Source organism: Streptomyces sp. NPDC003032 (assembly GCF_053591415.1).
Genome location: NZ_JBSFTT010000041.1, coordinates 1 through 17,253 on the forward strand (window position 1 = coordinate 1; position 17,253 = coordinate 17,253).

A 17,253-nucleotide genomic window follows, 5' to 3' on the forward strand; every position below is an offset into this window, starting at 1 on the left:
GCCGCCGAGGTGACGCGCGTCGCCCGCGAGGTCGGCACCGAGGGCCAGTTGGGCGGCCGCGCCCAGGCGCGCGCCCACCCGTCTCGCGCACCAATCCCGCACCGCACAAACCCGGCCCTTACGGCACAGCCCTGCACGCGGCAAACCTGCCCTGCCGCTTCGCGGCGGGCGTTTCCCACCCACCCACCCGTCTCGCCGCACCAATCCCGCACCGCACAAACCCCGGCCCCGCCCCTACGGCACAGCCCCACGCGGGGCAAACGGGCGGGTGGGTGGGAAACCCGCCGCGCAGCGGCGAAAAGCCCCCACCGGGGAAGAGCCGCCCCCGAGTCCTCAGGTGGGAGACCCGCCGCGAAGCGGCCCAACCCCACCGGAGGGAAAGCCGCCCACGCCCCCACCCGGGACGGACAAAGGCGCCCCCCGCACAAGGCGCCCCCGCCAGGTACAGTGCGGAGATCAGCAGACCGCGTATGGTGAGGCCCCCGCACGTGTTGACTCAGACCACCACCCGGGTCCTCGAACCGAGTGACCTGGACGCCGCGCTCGCCGTGCTCGGCCGCGAGCCGGTCGCGAACGCCTTCGTGACCGCCCGCGTCCAGGTGGCCGGCCTCGACCCCTGGCGCCTCGGCGGCGAGATGTGGGGCTGGTACGAGGACGGCATGCTGGAGTCCCTCTGCTACGCGGGCGCCAACCTCGTCCCGATCTGCGCGACCCCGCGAGCCATCCGCGGCTTCGCCGACCGCGCCCGCAGGGCCGGCCGCCGCTGCTCCTCCATCGTCGGCCCCGCGGCCTCCACCGCCCAGCTGTGGCGGCTCCTCGAACCGTCCTGGGGCCCCGCCCGCGAGGTCCGCGCCCAGCAGCCTCTGATGGTCACCGACCGGCTCCCGGACGACATCGCCCCCGACCCGTACGTCCGCCGCGTCCGCAAGGACGAGATGGACACGATCATGCCGGCGTGCGTGGCGATGTTCACGGAGGAGGTCGGGGTATCGCCGATGGCCGGCGACGGCGGGCTCCTCTACCAGGCCCGCGTCGCGGAACTCGTCGGCTCGGGCCGCTCCTTCGCCCGCCTCGACCGGAACGGCAAGGTCGTCTTCAAGGCGGAGATCGGCGCCGCCACGACCCAGGCCTGCCAGGTCCAGGGCGTCTGGGTGGCGCCCGAGTACCGGGGCCGCGGCCTCGCCGCACCCGGCATGGCGGCCGTCCTGCGCTACGCCCTCGCGGACGTCGCCCCCGTGGTCAGCCTGTACGTCAACGACTACAACACCGCCGCCAGAGCGGCGTACCGACGCGTCGGCTTCAGCGAAGTCGGCGCGTTCATGAGCGTCCTGTTCTGACGCGCGGGACCGGCCCCCGCCCGCACCGAGCGCCCTGTTCAGAAGCGCGGCGGCGCGAAGTAGGGTCGCCCCATGACTGACGACGTCGTGATCGGCCCCCTCGACCTCGCCGCGCGGGTGGACGAAGCGCTGGACGTCCAGGCCCACGCCTTCGGGCTGAGCGACGACGAGGTCGCCGTGCGGCGCCAGATCGTCCTGCGCCACCTCACGTACCCGGGCGCCCGCTCGTTCGGCGCGACCACCCCCGACGACCGGCTCGTCGGCTTCGTCTACGGCATGCCCAACGACCGCCGCCACTGGTGGTCGACGGTCGTCGAGCCGTACCTGCGCGGCCGGGACCTGGACGACTGGCTCGACGGCTCCTTCGTCATCACCGAACTGCACGTGCACCCCGGCCACCAGAACCGCGGCATCGGCCGCACGCTGATCACCACCATCACGGAGGGCGTCCCGGAGCCCCGCTCGATCCTCTCCGCGATCGACGTCGAGAGCCCGGCCCGCGGTCTGTACCGCTCCCTCGGCTACACGGACCTGGCGCGCCGCGTCCTGTTCCCCAGCGCCCCCAAGCCGTACGCCGTGATGGGCGCCCCGCTGCCCCTGCCGCGCCGGACCTGAGCCGGAACCGATTTCCGCCCGCGCCCAAGCCCCGGCTAACCTCCTGCACACCACCCTTATCCAGCAGGAGTTCACCATGGCCCAGGTCCAGCGCATGTCCCGATTGATGGTCAAGACACTGCGCGACGACCCCGCGGACGCCGAGACGCTCAACCACAAGCTGCTCGTCCGGGCCGGTTACGTCCGCCGTACCGCCGCCGGCATCTGGACCTGGCTGCCGCTCGGCAAGAAGGTCTACGAGAACATCGCCCGCGTCGTCCGCGAGGAGATGGACGCCATCGGCGGCCAGGAGGTGCTCCTCCCGGCGCTCCTGCCCAAGGAGCCCTACGAGGCGTCCGGCCGCTACGAGGAGTACGGCGACCTGCTCTTCCGCCTCAAGGACCGCAAGGGCGCCGACTACCTCCTCGGCCCGACGCACGAGGAGATCTTCACCCAGCTCGTCAAGGACCAGTGCTCGTCCTACAAGGACCTGCCGGTGATCCTCTACCAGATCCAGACCAAGTACCGCGACGAGGCCCGCCCGCGCGCCGGTGTGCTGCGCGGCCGCGAGTTCCAGATGAAGGACTCGTACTCCTTCGACACCACGGACGAGGGCCTCGCCGAGTCGTACCGTCTGCACCGCGGCGCCTACCAGCGGATCTTCGGGCGCCTCGGCCTCGACTACCGCATCGTGTCCGCCGTCGCGGGCGCCATGGGCGGCTCCAAGTCCGAGGAGTTCCTGGCCCCGGCCCCGGCCGGCGAGGACACCTTCGTGGACTGCCCGGCGTGCGACTACGCCGCCAACACCGAGGCCGTCACCTTCGCGCTCGCCCCGGTCGACGGCTCGGCGCACGGCCCCGCCGAGGAGCTGGACACCCCCGACACCCCGACCATCGAGACCCTCGCCGAGCACCTCGGCGTCCCGGCGTCGGCGACCCTGAAGAACCTCCTGGTCAAGGTCGACGGCGAGATCGTGGCCGTCGGCGTCCCCGGCGACCGCGAGGTCGACCTCGGCAAGCTCGGCGAGCACCTGGCGCCGGCGGAGGTCGAGCTCGTCACCGCCGAGGACTTCGTCGGCCGCCCCGACCTCGTACGCGGCTACGTCGGCCCGCAGGGCCTGGAGAAGGTCCGCTACATCGCCGACCCGCGCGTCGCCCCGGGCACGGCCTGGATCACGGGCGCCAACAAGCAGGACAAGCACGCCAAGAACGTCGTCTGCGGCCGTGACTTCGAGGTCGACCAGTACCTGGACGTCGTGGTGGTCCAGGAGGGCGACCCGTGCCCGTCCTGCGGCACCGGCCTCAAGCTGGACCGCGCCATCGAGATCGGCCACATCTTCCAGCTCGGCCGCAAGTACGCCGACACCTTCCAGCTCGACGTCCTCGGCAACCAGGGCAAGCCGGTCCGCGTGACCATGGGCTCGTACGGCATCGGCGTCTCCCGCGCGGTGGCGGCGCTCGCCGAGCAGACCGCCGACGACAAGGGCCTGTGCTGGCCCAAGGAGGTGGCCCCCGCCGACGTCCACGTGGTCGCCGCGGGCAAGGCGCTCCAGACCGAGCTGGCCCTCGACGTCGCCGAGCAGCTGGGCGCCGCGGGCGCGCGCGTCCTGGTGGACGACCGGGCCGGGGTCTCCCCGGGCGTGAAGTTCACCGACGCCGAGCTGATCGGCGTCCCGCAGATCCTCGTCGCGGGCCGCCGCTCCGCCGAGGGCATCGTGGAACTGAAGGACCGCCGCACGGGCGAGCGCGAGGAACTCACGGTGGCGGAGGCGGTCACCCGCCTGACGGCCTAGCTACAGCGCCCTGAAGGGGCGCGGGGAACTGCGCGACCAGCCACATACGGTCCGCGGCCTCCGCGCCCACCGGGACCAAGGGGTCACAGCCACCCCGCGAACTCCAAAAGCAACTCCGCATCCTGAGGACGCCCCACCCGCAGAGCCCGCACCCCCGACTCCACGGCCCGGAACAGCGTCCACCCCCGCAGCCTCTCCTGATCCACCTCAAGAGACTCCGCCAGCTTCTTCACACGCCGCCGCGTGATCGCCGGACCGGACGGCGAGGCGATCAGATCCTCGACCCGGTCACGCACGAGCCGCGCCAGATCGAAGGAGGGCTCACCGACCACCGGGTCGGGCCCCACCGCCAGCCACGGCATCCGCTCCCCGGCAAGGACCTTGCTCTGCCGGAAGGTGCCGTGCAGCAGCCGAGGTGCCACCTCCGCGGCAAGCAGTTCCTCCCGGACGGCCAGCGCCGCGTCGACCAGCGGCACGACCTCCGCCTCCGTGGCGGCGGAACCCCGCATCGCCTCGGCCTGCCGCCCCGTCCGCTCGGCGACCGTCTCGAAGCGGTGCCCGGCGGGCGGCTCCACCCACAGACGCCGCAGCGTCCCCGCGGCTTCGAGCAGCGCCTTGGCCTCGGGCAGCGACCGCACGGACACGTCACGGTGCAGCCGCTCAAGCAGCAGCGCCCCGTCCGAGCGCTCGGGGTCGAGCAGCCGGGCGGCGCCGAGTCCGCCCCAGTGCGCGAGGGCGGCCCGCTCGCTCTCCGGCCGGGACCGGGGCGGCACGAGCTTGAGCACGGCGGGCGTGCCGTCGGCCCGCCGCACCAGCACGACGAGGCCGCTGCGCCCACCGGGGACATGGACCCGCTCGACGGTCAACTCGCGCGGCGCGACGGCCCGTTCCACCGCCTCGGGCAGCTTCTCCAGCCAGTCGTCGCCGTCCTGCGCCGTCTCACCGAGTGCGGTGACGAGGCGTCGCGGCGGTTCGAAAGCCATGCGCGAGTCGATCCCTTCCTGGATGGGGCGATGGGTTACGCCTTGGGCGTCGCCGGCGCCGATGAGCCGGGCGTGGTGGACCGCTCGGCGAGCCCAGGGAAGGCTACGCTCCCGCCGCGCCACCGCGCCGCCCGGACCGCCGCCTCGCGCAGCGCTCGGGCGGCGCTGCCCCGCCGGCTCCCCGAAGAGGCGCGTACGAGATCGGAGTAGACCCCGGCGACCCGGTCCTCCAGCTCGGCGGCGAGCCGCGCGGCGGCGGCGGCGTCCGGCACCGGGAAGGGCAGCGCGTAGGCGGCGTCCGCGGGCTGCGGCTCGCCGCCCAGGTCGCGCACGGCGCGCTGCAGTTCGTCGCGCCGGGCGCGGTGCGCGTCGTACGCGGTGCGCGCCTCCGCCCTGCGCTTCTCGCCGGTCCGGCCGCCGACGACCCCGTAGCCGTACACGGCGGCGTGCTCGGCGCCCAGGGCGGCCTGCACGGCCTTCAGCTCGTCGTCCTTGGACTCGCTCACTTGTCGCCCTTCGTCAGCAGATACGCGTGGGCCGCCCCGGCGGCGGCCACCGACGCGAGCAGTCTGGCCTGCTCGGCGGGGGCGTCGACCAGGGCCGCGCCCCGCCGGTCGGCGAGCTCGCGCTCGGCGCCGGCCAGTTCGCGCACCGCCTTCCTGGGATCGGACGCCACGGAGGGTTCCGGAGCGGCCGCGCCGCCGGAGGCCGACGGGGAAGCGGACGCCGGAGCGCGGCCGCCCGCGAACGCCTCGGCGTGCTTCTCCACCTCCGCGCGCAGCGGCCGGAGCCGAGCGGCGAGCGACGGGTGGGCGGCGAGCACGGCGTCGTACCGCGCGAGCAGCTCCCTGCTGTCCTCGGCCGCCTCGGCGCGCAGCCGGCGTACGGCGGACGGCTCGGCGCCGGGGCCGGCGGCGTCGGAACAGCCCGTGAGCAGCGCCGCGGACGTGACGCCGGCGGCCCCTGCGAGCAGGCTCCTTCGGCGTGGTCCCGGGCGGGACCGTGGTGCGGTGGGATACGACGGCACGGCAGACGTCCTCGGAAGGAAGGCCAAAAGGCGCGAGCGAGAAGGAAGGAAGTGGGCGCGGGCCCTGTGATCACCGTACCTTCGGACGGTCTCCGTACGGGTGAGCGGCTCGGGACCGGGGCGGGCACGGCCCCTCAGGTGGGCGGCAACACCCCTCGGGACCGGATACCCTTTGACCTGACACGCGACGATCCCCACAACAGCACACGCGGCCGAGGAGTCACCCGGATGAGCACCACCCAGAGCGAGAGGCTGCGGCAACTACTGGAACCGCTCGTCAGCTCCCAGGACCTGGATCTCGAAGAGATCGAAGTGGCCTCGGTCGGACGCAAGCGAGTGCTGAGAGTCGTCATCGACTCCGAGGACGGCGTGGATCTGGACCAGATCGCGGAGGTGAGCCGCCTGCTCTCCGCGAAGCTCGACGAGACCGACGCGATGGGCGAGGGGGAGTACGACCTGGAGGTCGGTTCCCCCGGCGCCGAGCGCGCGCTGACCGAGCGCCGTCACTACCGGCGCGCCGTCGACCGCCTGGTGAAGTTCCAGCTCACCGGGGGCGACGAGCTGATCGCCCGCATCCTCACCATGGACGACGAGGGACTCGACCTCGAAGTGCCCGGTGTGAAGGGCCGCAAGCCCTCCGCCCGGCGGCTCGCCTTCGACGAGATCGACAAGGCGCGTGTGCAGGTCGAGTTCAGCCGCAAGGACAGCAAGGACAAGAAGGACATGAAGGAAGAGGAGGAGGCGTAGCCGTGGACATCGACATGAGTGCCCTGCGGGGTCTGGTACGGGAGAAGGAGATCTCCTTCGACCTCCTCGTCGAGGCGATCGAGTCGGCCCTCCTCATCGCCTACCACCGCACCGAAGGCAGCTTCCGCCGCGCACGGGTGAAGCTGGACCGCGAGAGCGGCCATGTGACGGTGTGGGCGACGGAGGACCCGGCGGACCTCGAAGAGGGCCAGGAGGCCAAGGAGTTCGACGACACCCCGTCCGACTTCGGCCGCATCGCCGCGACGACCGCCAAGCAGGTCATCCTGCAGCGCCTGCGCGACGCCCAGGACGACGCGACGCTCGGTGAGTACGCCGGGCGCGAGGGCGACATCGTCACCGGCGTGGTCCAGCAGGGCCGCGACCCGAAGAACGTCCTGGTCGACATCGGCAAGCTCGAAGCCATCCTGCCGGTGCAGGAGCAGGTGCCGGGCGAGGAGTACCCCCACGGGATGCGCCTGCGCTCGTACGTCGTACGCGTGGCGAAGGGCGTCCGCGGCCCGTCCGTGACGCTGTCGCGCACCCACCCGAGCCTGGTGAAGAAGCTCTTCGCGCTCGAGGTGCCCGAGATCGCCGACGGTTCCGTCGAGATCTCGGCCATCGCCCGCGAGGCCGGCCACCGCACCAAGATCGCCGTCCGCTCGACCCGCTCCGGGCTCAACGCCAAGGGCGCCTGCATCGGCCCGATGGGCAGCCGCGTGCGCAATGTCATGGCCGAGCTGAACGGCGAGAAGATCGACATCGTCGACTGGTCGGACGACCCGGCGGACATGGTCGCCCACGCGCTCTCCCCGGCCCGCGTCAGCAAGGTCGAGATCGTCGACCTCGGCGCGCGCTCGGCCCGGGTCACCGTGCCGGACTACCAGCTGTCCCTCGCCATCGGCAAGGAGGGGCAGAACGCCCGCCTGGCCGCGCGGCTCACGGGCTGGCGCATCGACATCAGGCCCGACACGGAGCAGCCCGCCGACCAGTAGCGGGGAATAAATCCGGGCGATCACCGCTTGGATCACGACAGTATGTGGCGAGTAGCCGTTCGATTTCTGCCCCAAAGGGGTGAGGTCGGTGCGGGGAGGTAGACTTAAGCGTGTCTGGCCGGACGCATGCCCGCGCATGCCCTGAGCGCACCTGTGTGGGGTGCCGGGAGCGAGCGGCCAAGAGCGAGCTGCTGCGCATCGTGGCGATCGAGGGCGACTGCGTCCCCGACCGAAGCGGTACGCTGCCCGGCAGGGGTGCGTATGTACACCCCGCCCTGGTCTGTCTGGACCTGGCGGTCCGCCGCCGGGCGTTTCCAAGGGCCTTCCGCGGCCCTGGACCGTTCGGCACAGAGGCGTTGCGCCGCGCTGTCGAGACAGTTGCCGAGCAGGCAACACCGTAAGACGTGGTCGCACGGAACCCCGTGCGGCCTTGGTATTCCGCGAGTTGGAAGTAGGTCGAGATTGCGATGAGCACTCGATGAGCACGCGATGAGTACGCCCATGAAGTAGCGACGGTCCGGCGTAACCCGGACCTAAAAGGAGCGAAGTGGCTAAGGTCCGGGTATACGAACTCGCCAAGGAGTTCGGGGTAGAGAGCAAGGCCGTCATGGCCAAGCTCCAAGAACTCGGTGAATTCGTACGTTCGGCGTCCTCGACGATCGAGGCGCCCGTGGTACGCAAACTGACTGACGCATTCCAGCAGGGTGGCAACGGCAAGTCCGCCGCCAAGCCCGGCGCGCCGCGCAAGCAGGCCGCCCCCAAGCCGCCGGCCCCCTCGGGCTCGGCGTCCCCCTCTCCCGCGCAGGCCGCCCGTCCGGGTCCGGCCGCGCCCAAGCCGCCGGCCCCCAAGCCCGCGGCCGAGAAGCCCGCGGCTTCTCCGGCGGCCCCGGGCCCGCGCCCGACGCCGGGTCCGAAGCCTCCGGCCCCCAAGCCGGCCCCGGCCTCCCCGGCGCCGACCACCCCGGAGTTCACCGCTCCGCCGGCGGCTCCGGCTGCTCCGGCCGCCCCCGCGGCCTCGCAGGCTCCGCAGGTCCCTCAGGCCCCGCGTCCGGCCACCCGTCCCGGTGCCCCGAAGCCCGGTGGCCGTCCGGCCCCCGCTCAGGGTGGCCAGGGCCAGGGTGGTCGCGGCGAGCGTGGTGACCGCCCCGAGCGTGGCGACCGTGGCGACCGTCAGGGTGCTCCGCGCCCCGGCGGCCAGGGCGCCCCGCGTCCCGGCGGTGCCCGTCCCTCGGGTCCGCGTCCGGGCAACAACCCCTTCACCTCTGGTGGCTCCACCGGCATGGCGCGCCCGCAGGCGCCCCGTCCGGGCGGTGCCCCGCGTCCCGGCGGCCAGGGCGGCCCCGGCGGCGCCCCGCGCCCCCAGGGTCAGGCTGGCCCCGGTGGCGCTCCCCGTCCGCAGGGTCAGGGCGGCGCCCGTCCGACCCCGGGCGGAATGCCTCGCCCGCAGGGCGGCGCTCCGCGTCCCGGCGGCGGTCCCGCCGGTAACCGTCCGAACCCGGGCATGATGCCGCAGCGTCCCGCTGCCGGCCCGCGTCCCGGTGGTGGCCCCGGCGGTGGCCGTGGTCCCGGCGGCGGCGGTGGTCGTCCCGGCGGTGCCGGTGGCGGTCGTCCCGGTGGCGGCGGCTTCGCCGGCCGTCCGGCCGGTCCCGGTGGCGGTGGCGGCGGTTTCGCCGGTCGTCCCGGTGGTCCCGGTGGCGGCGGCGGTGCAGGTCGTCCCGGTGGTGGCGGCGGCTTCGGCGGTCGTCCCGGCTTCGGCGGTCGTCCCGGTGGTCCCGGTGCCCGTGGTGGCACGCAGGGTGCGTTCGGCCGTCCCGGTGGGCCCGCCCGCCGTGGCCGCAAGTCGAAGCGGCAGAGGCGCCAGGAGTACGAGGCCATGCAGGCCCCGTCGGTGGGCGGCGTCATGCTGCCTCGCGGCAACGGACAGACCGTCCGCCTGTCGCGCGGTGCCTCGCTGACCGACTTCGCCGAGAAGATCAACGCCAACCCGGCGTCGCTCGTCGGCGTGATGATGAACCTCGGCGAGATGGTCACCGCCACGCAGTCCGTCTCCGACGAGACGCTGAAGCTCCTCGCGGACGAGATGAACTTCGTCCTGGAGATCGTCAGCCCGGAGGAGGAGGACCGCGAGCTGCTCGAGTCGTTCTCCATCGAGTTCGGTGAGGACGAGGGCGGCGAGGAGATGCTCGTCTCCCGTCCGCCGGTCGTGACCGTCATGGGTCACGTCGACCACGGTAAGACCCGACTTCTGGACGCGATCCGCAAGACGAACGTCGTCGCGGGCGAGGCCGGCGGTATTACGCAGCACATCGGTGCGTACCAGGTCGCCACCGAGGTCAACGGCGAAGAGCGCGCCATCACCTTCATCGACACCCCCGGTCACGAGGCGTTCACCGCCATGCGTGCCCGTGGTGCGAAGTCCACCGACATCGCGATCCTCGTGGTCGCGGCGAACGACGGTGTGATGCCGCAGACGATCGAGGCGCTGAACCACGCCAAGGCGGCCGACGTGCCGATCGTGGTCGCGGTCAACAAGATCGACGTCGAGGGTGCCGACCCGGTCAAGGTGCGCGGTCAGCTCACCGAGTTCGGTCTGGTGGCCGAGGAGTACGGCGGCGACACGATGTTCGTCGACATCTCCGCGCGCCAGGGCCTCAACATCGAGCAGCTGCTCGAGGCCGTGGTCCTGACCGCGGACGCCTCGCTCGACCTGCGGGCCAACCCGGAGCAGGACGCGCAGGGTATTGCCATCGAGGCCCACCTCGACAAGGGCCGCGGCGCCGTCGCGACCGTCCTCGTCCAGCGCGGTACCCTCCGCGTCGGCGACACGATGGTCGCCGGTGACGCGTACGGCCGAGTCCGCGCGATGCTCGACGACAAGGGCGAGAACGTGGAAGAGGCGACTCCGTCGACTCCGGTCCTCGTTCTCGGTCTCACCAACGTCCCGGGCGCGGGCGACAACTTCCTGGTCGTCGACGAGGACCGTACGGCCCGTCAGATCGCCGAGAAGCGTGCCGCCCGTGAGCGCAACGCCGCGTTCGCCAAGCGCACCCGCCGCGTCTCCCTCGAGGACCTCGACCAGGTGCTCAAGGCCGGCCTGGTCCAGGACCTCAACATCATCATCAAGGGCGACGCGTCCGGTGCGGTCGAGGCTCTCGAGTCCTCGCTGCTCCAGCTCGACGTCGGTGAAGAGGTCGACATCCGCGTCCTGCACCGCGGTGTGGGTGCGGTCACGGAGTCGGACATCGACCTGGCGATGGGCTCCGACGCCATCGTCATCGGCTACAACGTCCGTGCGGCCGGCCGTGCCGCGCAGATGGCGGAGCGCGAGGGCGTCGACGTCCGCTACTACTCGGTGATCTACCAGGCCATCGAGGAGATCGAGGCGGCCCTCAAGGGCATGCTCAAGCCGGAGTACGAGGAGGTCGAGCTCGGCACCGCGGAGATCCGCGAGGTCTTCCGCTCGTCCAAGCTCGGCAACATCGCGGGTGTGCTCATCCGTTCCGGCGAGGTCAAGCGCAACACCAAGGCCCGGCTCATCCGCGACGGCAAGGTCGTCGCGGAGGACCTCAACATCCAGGGTCTGCGCCGCTTCAAGGACGACGTCACCGAGATCCGCGAAGGCTTCGAGGGCGGTATCAACCTCGGAAACTTCAACGACATCAAGATCGACGACGTCATCGCGACGTACGAGATGCGCGAGAAGCCGCGCGGCTGATCGACTGCCTCACAGCGGTCTGATCGAGTCTGATCTGCGCGGTCAGTGTCGGGGCCGGTCGGCGGGGAAACAATCCCGTCGATCGGCCCCGGCCGTTCCGTGTACGGTTCTTGTGTCCCTGCCAAGTGGTTGGCGGGGCGCCGAACCCGTACCGGCGGGACATCCGGACACACATGTATGTGGGGACTCTGTCCTTCGATCTGCTCCTCGGCGACGTACATTCGCTGAAGGAGAAACGCTCTGTCGTCCGCCCGATCGTCGCCGAGCTCCAGCGTAAATACGCGGTGAGCGCGGCGGAGACGGGCGACCAGAACCTGCACCGGAGGGCCGAGATCGGCCTGGCGGTGGTATCGGGCGACTGGGGCCATCTCACGGACGTACTGGACCGGTGCGAGCGCCTTGTCGCCGCCAGGCCCGAAGTGGAGCTGCTGTCGGTCCGGCGGCGGCTGCACGGCGACGACGACTGAACAACAGGACGACTGAACAACAGCAGGACAAGCCCAGGGAATGCCCGGGGATAAGGGAGACGGAGCAGTGGCCGACAACGCGCGGGCGAAAAGGCTGGCGGACCTCATCCGAGAGGTGGTTGCTCAGAAGCTGCAGCGAGGGATCAAGGACCCGCGGCTCGGGACGCACGTGACCATCACGGACACCCGGGTGACCGGTGACCTCCGGGAGGCCACGGTCTTCTACACGGTCTACGGCGACGACGAGGACCGCGCGGCCGCGGCAGCGGGCCTGGAGAGCGCCAAGGGCGTGCTCCGGTCGGCGGTCGGCCAGGCCGCGGGCGTGAAGTTCACGCCCAGCCTGTCCTTCGTCGCGGACGCCCTGCCGGACAACGCGCGGGCCATCGAGGACCTGCTCGACAAGGCACGGATGTCGGACGAGAAGGTGCGGGAGGTCTCCGCCGGTGCCGAGTTCGCGGGCGGGCCCGACCCGTACCGCAAGCCCGAGGACGAGGACGAAGACGCAGACCGGACGGACGGCGACGCCCCCGCATGAGCAAGAGCAGCACCACAACGCCGGACGGCCTTGTCATCGTCGACAAGCCGTCCGGCTTCACTTCGCACGACGTGGTGGCCAAGATGCGCGGGATCGCCAAGACCCGTCGCGTCGGCCACGCGGGCACCCTCGACCCCATGGCCACGGGCGTCCTCGTGCTCGGCGTGGAGCGCGCCACCAAGCTCCTCGGTCATCTGGCGCTGACCGAGAAGGAGTATCTCGGCACCATCCGCCTCGGCCAGAACACGATCACCGATGACGCCGAGGGCGAGATCACCTCGTCCGCCGACGCCTCCAAGATCACCCGTGAGGCGATAGGCGAGGGCATCGCCAAGCTCTCCGGCGACATCATGCAGGTGCCGTCGAAGGTCAGCGCCATCAAGATCGACGGCAAGCGGTCGTACGCGCGCGCCCGCAAGGGCGAGGAGTTCGAGATCCCGGCCCGGCCGGTGACGATCTCCGCCTTCACGGTGTACGACGTCCGCGACGCCGTCGCCGAGGACGGCACGCCCGTCCTCGACCTGGTCGTCTCGGTCGTCTGCTCCTCGGGGACGTACATCCGGGCGATCGCCCGCGATCTCGGCGCCGATCTCGGTGTCGGCGGCCATCTGACCGCGCTGCGGCGCACCCGCGTCGGCCCCTACAAGCTGGACGCGGCCAAGACCCTCGACCAGCTCCAGGAGGAGCTGACCGTGATGCCGGTGGCCGAGGCCGCGGGCCGGGCCTTCCCGCGCTGGGACGTGGACGACAAGCGCGGCCGGCTGCTGCTCAACGGCGTCCGGATCGACATGCCCGAGGAGTACGCGGGTGTGGGCGCCGTCGCCGTCTTCGACCCGGAGGGCCGCTTCCTGGTCCTCGCGGAGGAGTCGCGGGGCAAGGCCAAGAGCCTGGCCGTCTTCGCCTGAGGCGAGGCCCGCCGTGGAGCGGACGTGAGGTCCGCCGTGGAGCGGCGGACTCCGGTACGCCGCTCCACGGTCCCCCCACCCAATCCCCCCTCAATCCCCCACTCAAGGTGTATCCATCGAGCCGCCCCGATTCACCCCTTCGGGCAGGCGCTCGGAGTGAACCGGGGGAGCGGAAGGGGGCGCGTTCGCACCGCGTCCTGTCCGGCTGATCATCGCCGACCTACGGTCGGTCGTGGGACGGGCGGCCAGGAGGTTCGAGCATGGCGGGACGGGGCCCACGGGCCGGGGGCGCCGGGGACGTCGCGGGCGCGGGGGAGCGGGGTGGCCGCGCGGTGCTCGACCGGGCTCTGGTGCGGATCTGCGACCCGGCGGGGCGTCTGCGGGGCACGGGGTTCGCCGCCGACGAGCAGGGCATGGTCGTCACCAGTCACGAGGCCGTCGACGGCCTGGCCGGGATCGTCCTGCACGGTCCGGACCAGCGCACCTGCGTGGTGTCCGCCGACGCCGTGGCGGCGCTGCCCGAGGCCGATCTCGCGCTCGTACGCACCGAGGGGCTGGGCCTGCGGCCCCTTCCTCTGACCGTGCGGGACTCCGTGTCGACCGGCGCCTATGTGCGGATCGCCGCGCTCGGCTGGCGCGAGGCCCGGGTCCTCGGCTCCTCCGCCGTGACGTACAGGGCGACGGACCGCGCCCATCCGATGGACACCGCCCTGGAGCTGGCGATCGGCACGGACGGCGCCGACGCGCTGCGGCCGGGCGGCGGGGCGGCGGGCGGACCGGTCCTGGACGCCTCGTCCGGCGCGGTCATCGCCGTCCTGGGCACGGCGCTGCTGCCCCAGGAACCCGGGCCCGGCCCGTCGGCCCCGTACCGCCCCCCTGGCTTCGCGGTTCCGCTGTGGGCGGCGGCCGCCGCAGCCGATCCGGGCGGGCCGCTCGCCGCGCTCGTCGCACGCAACGCCGCGACCGTGCCCGCGTACGGCCGTGACCTCAATCTGGCGGGCGCGCTGCATCTGACGGCGACGTCGACGGGCTCCGACGGACCGCGCGAGCCGCACATCGAACCGGTCGAACGTCCGGAGGTGACAAGGGAGTCCGACTCCTTCACCACCGGCTCGGCGTATGTGCTCGGCCTGGTCGGGGACCCCGGCACGGGGCGTACGACGGAACTGGCGGCGCTCGCCGCCCGGCGGGCCGAAGGCGCCGAGCCCGCGCCCTCGCTGTGGCTGCGCGGCGCCGATCTGCGGGGCACGGACGCGTCCGTGGCCGACGCGGTGGAGCGGGCGCTCGACCGGGCGGCCCGGATCGTGGCGGCGTCGGAGGGCATGGGCCTGGGCATGGGCCTTGGCCTGGGTCAGGGGCTCGGGGACGTCTCGGCGGGCCGAGTGGCACGGCTCGTACGGGACGCGGGGCGGCCGCTGCTGTTGCTGCTGGACAGCCCTGAGGAGATGCCGCCCGCGCTGGCGCACCGCCTCGCCCGGTGGAGCGGCGGCACGGCCGAGTGGCTGCGGGACACGGGCACGCGCCTGGTCATCGCCTGCCGGGCGGAGTACTGGGGGCAGGCCGGGGCGCACTTCGACGCGGGTTCGCTGCACGGGGCGCCAGGGGAGTCCGCGGAGTCCCGGGTGACTTCCGGCGCCGCCGGGTTCCCCGCTTGCGTACGCCTTGACGACCTGCCGGAACCGCGGGCGCGGCGGGCCCGCGCGCGGTACGGCATCCCGGACGGCGCGCTCGCCGCAGCCGACGCGCGGCATCCGCTGGCGCTGCGGCTCCTCTCCGAGGTACGGGCCGCCCGCCCCGACGCGCCGCCGCCGGGCACGCCCGAGCGGGAGGAGATCTTCGCCGCGTACCTGGACCTGCTGTGCCTGCGGGTCGCCGTGCGGCTGGCGGCGGCGAACGGTCTTCGGGGCACCGCGGTACGACGCCTCGCGGCGAAGGTGGCGGGCCAGGTCCACGAGGCGGCGCGGCGCTGCCTCGGCCCCGGGGAGGGCGAGCTGGACCGCGCCTCCTTCGAGACGGTCTTCCCGTGGGCGGCGCTTCCTGCTGTCCCCGGCTGCACGGGCTGGGCGTCGGCCGTGCTGGCGGAGGGGCTGCTGGTGCCGGCGGGCACGGGCTACCGCTTCGCGCACGAGGAGGTGGCCGACTGGCTCCAGGGCACGCACCTGGACGTGGACGGCGCGCTGACGACCCTGGTCCACCACCACAGGCCCCACGCCTCCCCTCTCCCGACACCACGCCACCGCATCGGCCCGGTGATCCAGGCTCTGCTGTTGCTGGGGCGGCAGCAGGGGGTGTCGGAACTGGGGGCGAGGTTGGGGGCGTTGGCGGAAGCGCTGGCGGAGCCGGGGGACGGGGCGGCTGTCGCCGACGGCGGTGCCGCATCTGCTGAAGGCGACGGTCCGGCACCTTCTGAAGGCGATGGCGCGGCATCTGCGGAAGGCGACGGTCCGGCACCTTCTGAAGGCGACGGCGCGGCATCTGCGGAAGGCGACGGTCCGGCACCTTCTGAAGGCGACGGCGCGGCATCTGCCGGAGGCGTTGGTGCGGCATCCGGCATAGACGGTCGTGCCGCATTCGCCGGAGGGGCGCCGCTATCCGCCGGCAGCGCCCCTGTGAAAGCCGGGCCCCAGCATGTCCTCACGTCCGCCTCTGCGGCAGCCGCGCCGCAGCACCCCGTCACCCCCGCCCCTCCGGCCCCCGGGTCAGCGGTCAGCACGGCGCGGGCCGGTGTGGATGCCGGGGAGGAGGACCGGCGATGGTGGGCCGTGGAGTTGTTGCGGGGGGTGTTGTTGCGTGTGCCCGACGCGGTGCCTTACCTTCCCGTGCTGGAAGCGCTCGCCGAGCGCGTGGAATTCGGGGTCGCCTTCTGGCTGGGGCTGCCGCTGCGGGACGCGGAACGGTTCACGCTGCTGCGGCGGCTCGTCGCGCGTGACGGGCCACCCGGCGCCCCGGGCCGCTGCCTCGACGCCGTCGCCGAGCGTCTCCCGGACGATCGTGGACCTCGCCGAGAGCGTACGGGTGCCGGCCCAGCACCGAGTGACCCCCGCCACCCCCTCCGAGGAGACACCGATGCGAGCCGGGACCCGTCGGCATGGCAGTCTTAGACCTGCGCAATCGGCAATGGGAACGTACAGACGTACGTGACGTACACGGGTTCGGCGAGGAGCAAAGAAGTGCAGCGCTGGCGTGGCTTGGAGGACATCCCCCAGGACTGGGGGCGCAGCGTCGTCACCATCGGTTCCTACGACGGCGTGCACCGCGGTCACCAACTCATCATCGGCCGCGCCGTGGAGCGCGCCCGGGAGCTCGGCGTGCCCGCCGTGGTCGTCACCTTCGACCCGCACCCCAGCGAGGTCGTGCGCCCCGGCAGCCACCCGCCGCTGCTCGCCCCGCACCACCGGCGCGCCGAGCTGATGGCCGACCTCGGCGTGGACGCACTGCTGATCCTGCCCTTCACCACCGAGTTCTCGAAGCTGTCGCCCGCCGACTTCGTGGTGAAGGTCCTCGTCGACAAGCTGCACGCGCGCGTGGTCGTCGAGGGCCCCAACTTCCGCTTCGGCCACAAGGCCGCGGGCAACGTCGACTTCCTGGCCGAGCTCGGCCGGACGTACGACTACGAAGTCGACGTCATCGACCTGTACGTCACCGGTGACGCCGGCGACGGCCGGCCCTTCTCCTCCACGCTGACCCGGCGCCTGGTCGCCGAGGGCGATGTGACGGGCGCCGCGGAGATCCTCGGCCGCCCGCACCGCGTCGAGGGTGTCGTCGTGCGCGGCGCCCAGCGCGGGCGCGAGCTGGGCTTCCCCACCGCCAACGTGGAGACGCTGCCGCACACCGCCATCCCCGCCGACGGCGTCTACGCCGGGTGGCTGCACGTCGAGGGCGAGGCGATGCCGGCGGCGATCTCCGTCGGGACGAACCCGCAGTTCGACGGGACCGAGCGGACCGTCGAGGCGTACGCGATCGACCGCGTCGGCCTCGACCTCTACGGGCTGCACGTGGCCGTGGACTTCCTCGCCTTCGTGCGGGGCCAGGCGAAGTTCGACTCCATCGAGGCGCTGCTGGTCGCCATCGCGGACGACGTGAAGAAGTCCCGCGAGCTGATCGAGGAGGCGCAAGCCGCCTAGGCGCCGTGGGCGGCGCGTGTTCTCTTCGCGGCCGC

At 72.7% G+C, this 17,253-nt stretch carries 14 protein-coding genes and 1 pseudogene; 12 read left to right on the forward strand and 3 right to left on the reverse strand.

All coding sequences use genetic code 11. The features are described from left to right. Nucleotides 1–488 precede the first annotated feature (488 nt). The 3 genes from ACWDZ7_RS36035 to ACWDZ7_RS36045 all read left to right on the forward strand — a co-directional run bounded on the left by ACWDZ7_RS36035 (nucleotide 489) and on the right by ACWDZ7_RS36045 (nucleotide 3,723). Nucleotides 489–1,337 carry a GNAT family N-acetyltransferase gene (locus tag ACWDZ7_RS36035; protein ID WP_451802968.1) on the forward strand — a complete coding sequence of 283 codons (849 nt, stop codon included), beginning with the start codon at nucleotides 489–491 and terminating at the stop codon, nucleotides 1,335–1,337. Between the two features lie 72 nt (nucleotides 1,338–1,409). Then, a complete protein-coding gene (locus ACWDZ7_RS36040) occupies nucleotides 1,410–1,952 on the forward strand; it encodes a GNAT family N-acetyltransferase (RefSeq protein WP_451802969.1) in 543 nt (180 codons plus the stop codon). Between the two features lie 76 nt (nucleotides 1,953–2,028). Further along, entirely contained in the window at nucleotides 2,029–3,723 is a 1,695-nt protein-coding gene (locus ACWDZ7_RS36045; RefSeq protein WP_451802970.1) for a proline--tRNA ligase, read from the forward strand. Nucleotides 3,724–3,806: 83 nt separating this feature from the next. Here ACWDZ7_RS36045 and ACWDZ7_RS36050 read toward each other — a convergent pair whose 3' ends face one another. From ACWDZ7_RS36050 to ACWDZ7_RS36060, 3 genes are read right to left on the reverse strand one after another with little or no spacing between them, the layout of a single operon-like run. Next, nucleotides 3,807–4,706: an aminoglycoside phosphotransferase family protein gene (locus tag ACWDZ7_RS36050; RefSeq protein ID WP_451802971.1), complete on the reverse strand. Its 900-nt coding sequence runs from the start codon at nucleotides 4,704–4,706 to the stop codon at nucleotides 3,807–3,809. A 35-nt stretch (nucleotides 4,707–4,741) separates the two neighbouring features. Further along, nucleotides 4,742–5,212 (reverse strand): ferritin-like domain-containing protein, encoded by a 471-nt coding sequence (locus ACWDZ7_RS36055; protein ID WP_451802972.1) that lies wholly within the window; start codon nucleotides 5,210–5,212, stop codon nucleotides 4,742–4,744. Next, the gene (locus tag ACWDZ7_RS36060; protein WP_451802973.1) at nucleotides 5,209–5,733 is read right to left on the reverse strand and encodes a hypothetical protein; all 525 of its coding nucleotides are present in this window, start codon (nucleotides 5,731–5,733) and stop codon (nucleotides 5,209–5,211) included. Before ACWDZ7_RS36060 ends, ACWDZ7_RS36055 begins: the two co-directional genes overlap by 4 nt. Nucleotides 5,734–5,961: 228 nt before the next feature. Between ACWDZ7_RS36060 and rimP the strand changes: the two genes are divergently transcribed. From rimP to ACWDZ7_RS36105, 9 genes and pseudogenes are all read left to right on the forward strand, one after another. Then, nucleotides 5,962–6,480 carry a ribosome maturation factor RimP gene (rimP, locus tag ACWDZ7_RS36065; protein WP_451802974.1) on the forward strand — a complete coding sequence of 173 codons (519 nt, stop codon included), beginning with the start codon at nucleotides 5,962–5,964 and terminating at the stop codon, nucleotides 6,478–6,480. Between the two features lie 2 nt (nucleotides 6,481–6,482). Then, nucleotides 6,483–7,472 (forward strand): transcription termination factor NusA, encoded by a 990-nt coding sequence (nusA, locus tag ACWDZ7_RS36070; RefSeq protein WP_451518674.1) that lies wholly within the window; start codon nucleotides 6,483–6,485, stop codon nucleotides 7,470–7,472. A gap of 110 nt (nucleotides 7,473–7,582) precedes the next feature. Beyond that, complete coding sequence (locus ACWDZ7_RS36075; RefSeq protein WP_451518675.1) at nucleotides 7,583–7,873, forward strand: YlxR family protein; 291 nt, start codon at nucleotides 7,583–7,585, stop codon at nucleotides 7,871–7,873. Between the two features lie 146 nt (nucleotides 7,874–8,019). After that, nucleotides 8,020–11,187, forward strand: a complete 3,168-nt coding sequence (gene infB, locus ACWDZ7_RS36080; RefSeq protein ID WP_451802975.1) for a translation initiation factor IF-2 — start codon at nucleotides 8,020–8,022, stop codon at nucleotides 11,185–11,187. 173 nt (nucleotides 11,188–11,360) lie between these two features. Further along, nucleotides 11,361–11,654: a DUF503 domain-containing protein gene (locus ACWDZ7_RS36085; RefSeq protein WP_451518677.1), complete on the forward strand. Its 294-nt coding sequence runs from the start codon at nucleotides 11,361–11,363 to the stop codon at nucleotides 11,652–11,654. Nucleotides 11,655–11,721: 67 nt separating this feature from the next. After that, nucleotides 11,722–12,189 carry a 30S ribosome-binding factor RbfA gene (gene rbfA / locus ACWDZ7_RS36090; RefSeq protein WP_451802976.1) on the forward strand — a complete coding sequence of 156 codons (468 nt, stop codon included), beginning with the start codon at nucleotides 11,722–11,724 and terminating at the stop codon, nucleotides 12,187–12,189. Continuing rightward, complete coding sequence (gene truB / locus ACWDZ7_RS36095) at nucleotides 12,186–13,094, forward strand: tRNA pseudouridine(55) synthase TruB (RefSeq protein ID WP_451802977.1); 909 nt, start codon at nucleotides 12,186–12,188, stop codon at nucleotides 13,092–13,094. Before rbfA ends, truB begins: the two co-directional genes overlap by 4 nt. A gap of 260 nt (nucleotides 13,095–13,354) precedes the next feature. Next, nucleotides 13,355–15,853: pseudogene (locus ACWDZ7_RS36100) on the forward strand (trypsin-like peptidase domain-containing protein); the annotation flags it as partial. A gap of 411 nt (nucleotides 15,854–16,264) precedes the next feature. Beyond that, nucleotides 16,265–17,218, forward strand: a complete 954-nt coding sequence (locus tag ACWDZ7_RS36105) for a bifunctional riboflavin kinase/FAD synthetase (protein ID WP_451802978.1) — start codon at nucleotides 16,265–16,267, stop codon at nucleotides 17,216–17,218. The last annotated feature ends 35 nt before the right edge of the window (nucleotides 17,219–17,253 follow it).

Excerpts from the sequence above, each read along its gene's own strand:
- ACWDZ7_RS36040 (WP_451802969.1), top strand. The coding sequence starts at position 1,410 with ATGACTGACGACGTCGTGATCGGCCCCCTCGACCTCGCCGCGCGGGTG.
- truB (WP_451802977.1), top strand. The coding sequence starts at position 12,186 with ATGAGCAAGAGCAGCACCACAACGCCGGACGGCCTTGTCATCGTCGAC.
- ACWDZ7_RS36045 (WP_451802970.1), top strand. The coding sequence starts at position 2,029 with ATGGCCCAGGTCCAGCGCATGTCCCGATTGATGGTCAAGACACTGCGC.
- ACWDZ7_RS36085 (WP_451518677.1), top strand. The coding sequence starts at position 11,361 with ATGTATGTGGGGACTCTGTCCTTCGATCTGCTCCTCGGCGACGTACAT.
- ACWDZ7_RS36050 (WP_451802971.1), bottom strand. The coding sequence starts at position 4,706 with ATGGCTTTCGAACCGCCGCGACGCCTCGTCACCGCACTCGGTGAGACG.
- rimP (WP_451802974.1), top strand. The coding sequence starts at position 5,962 with ATGAGCACCACCCAGAGCGAGAGGCTGCGGCAACTACTGGAACCGCTC.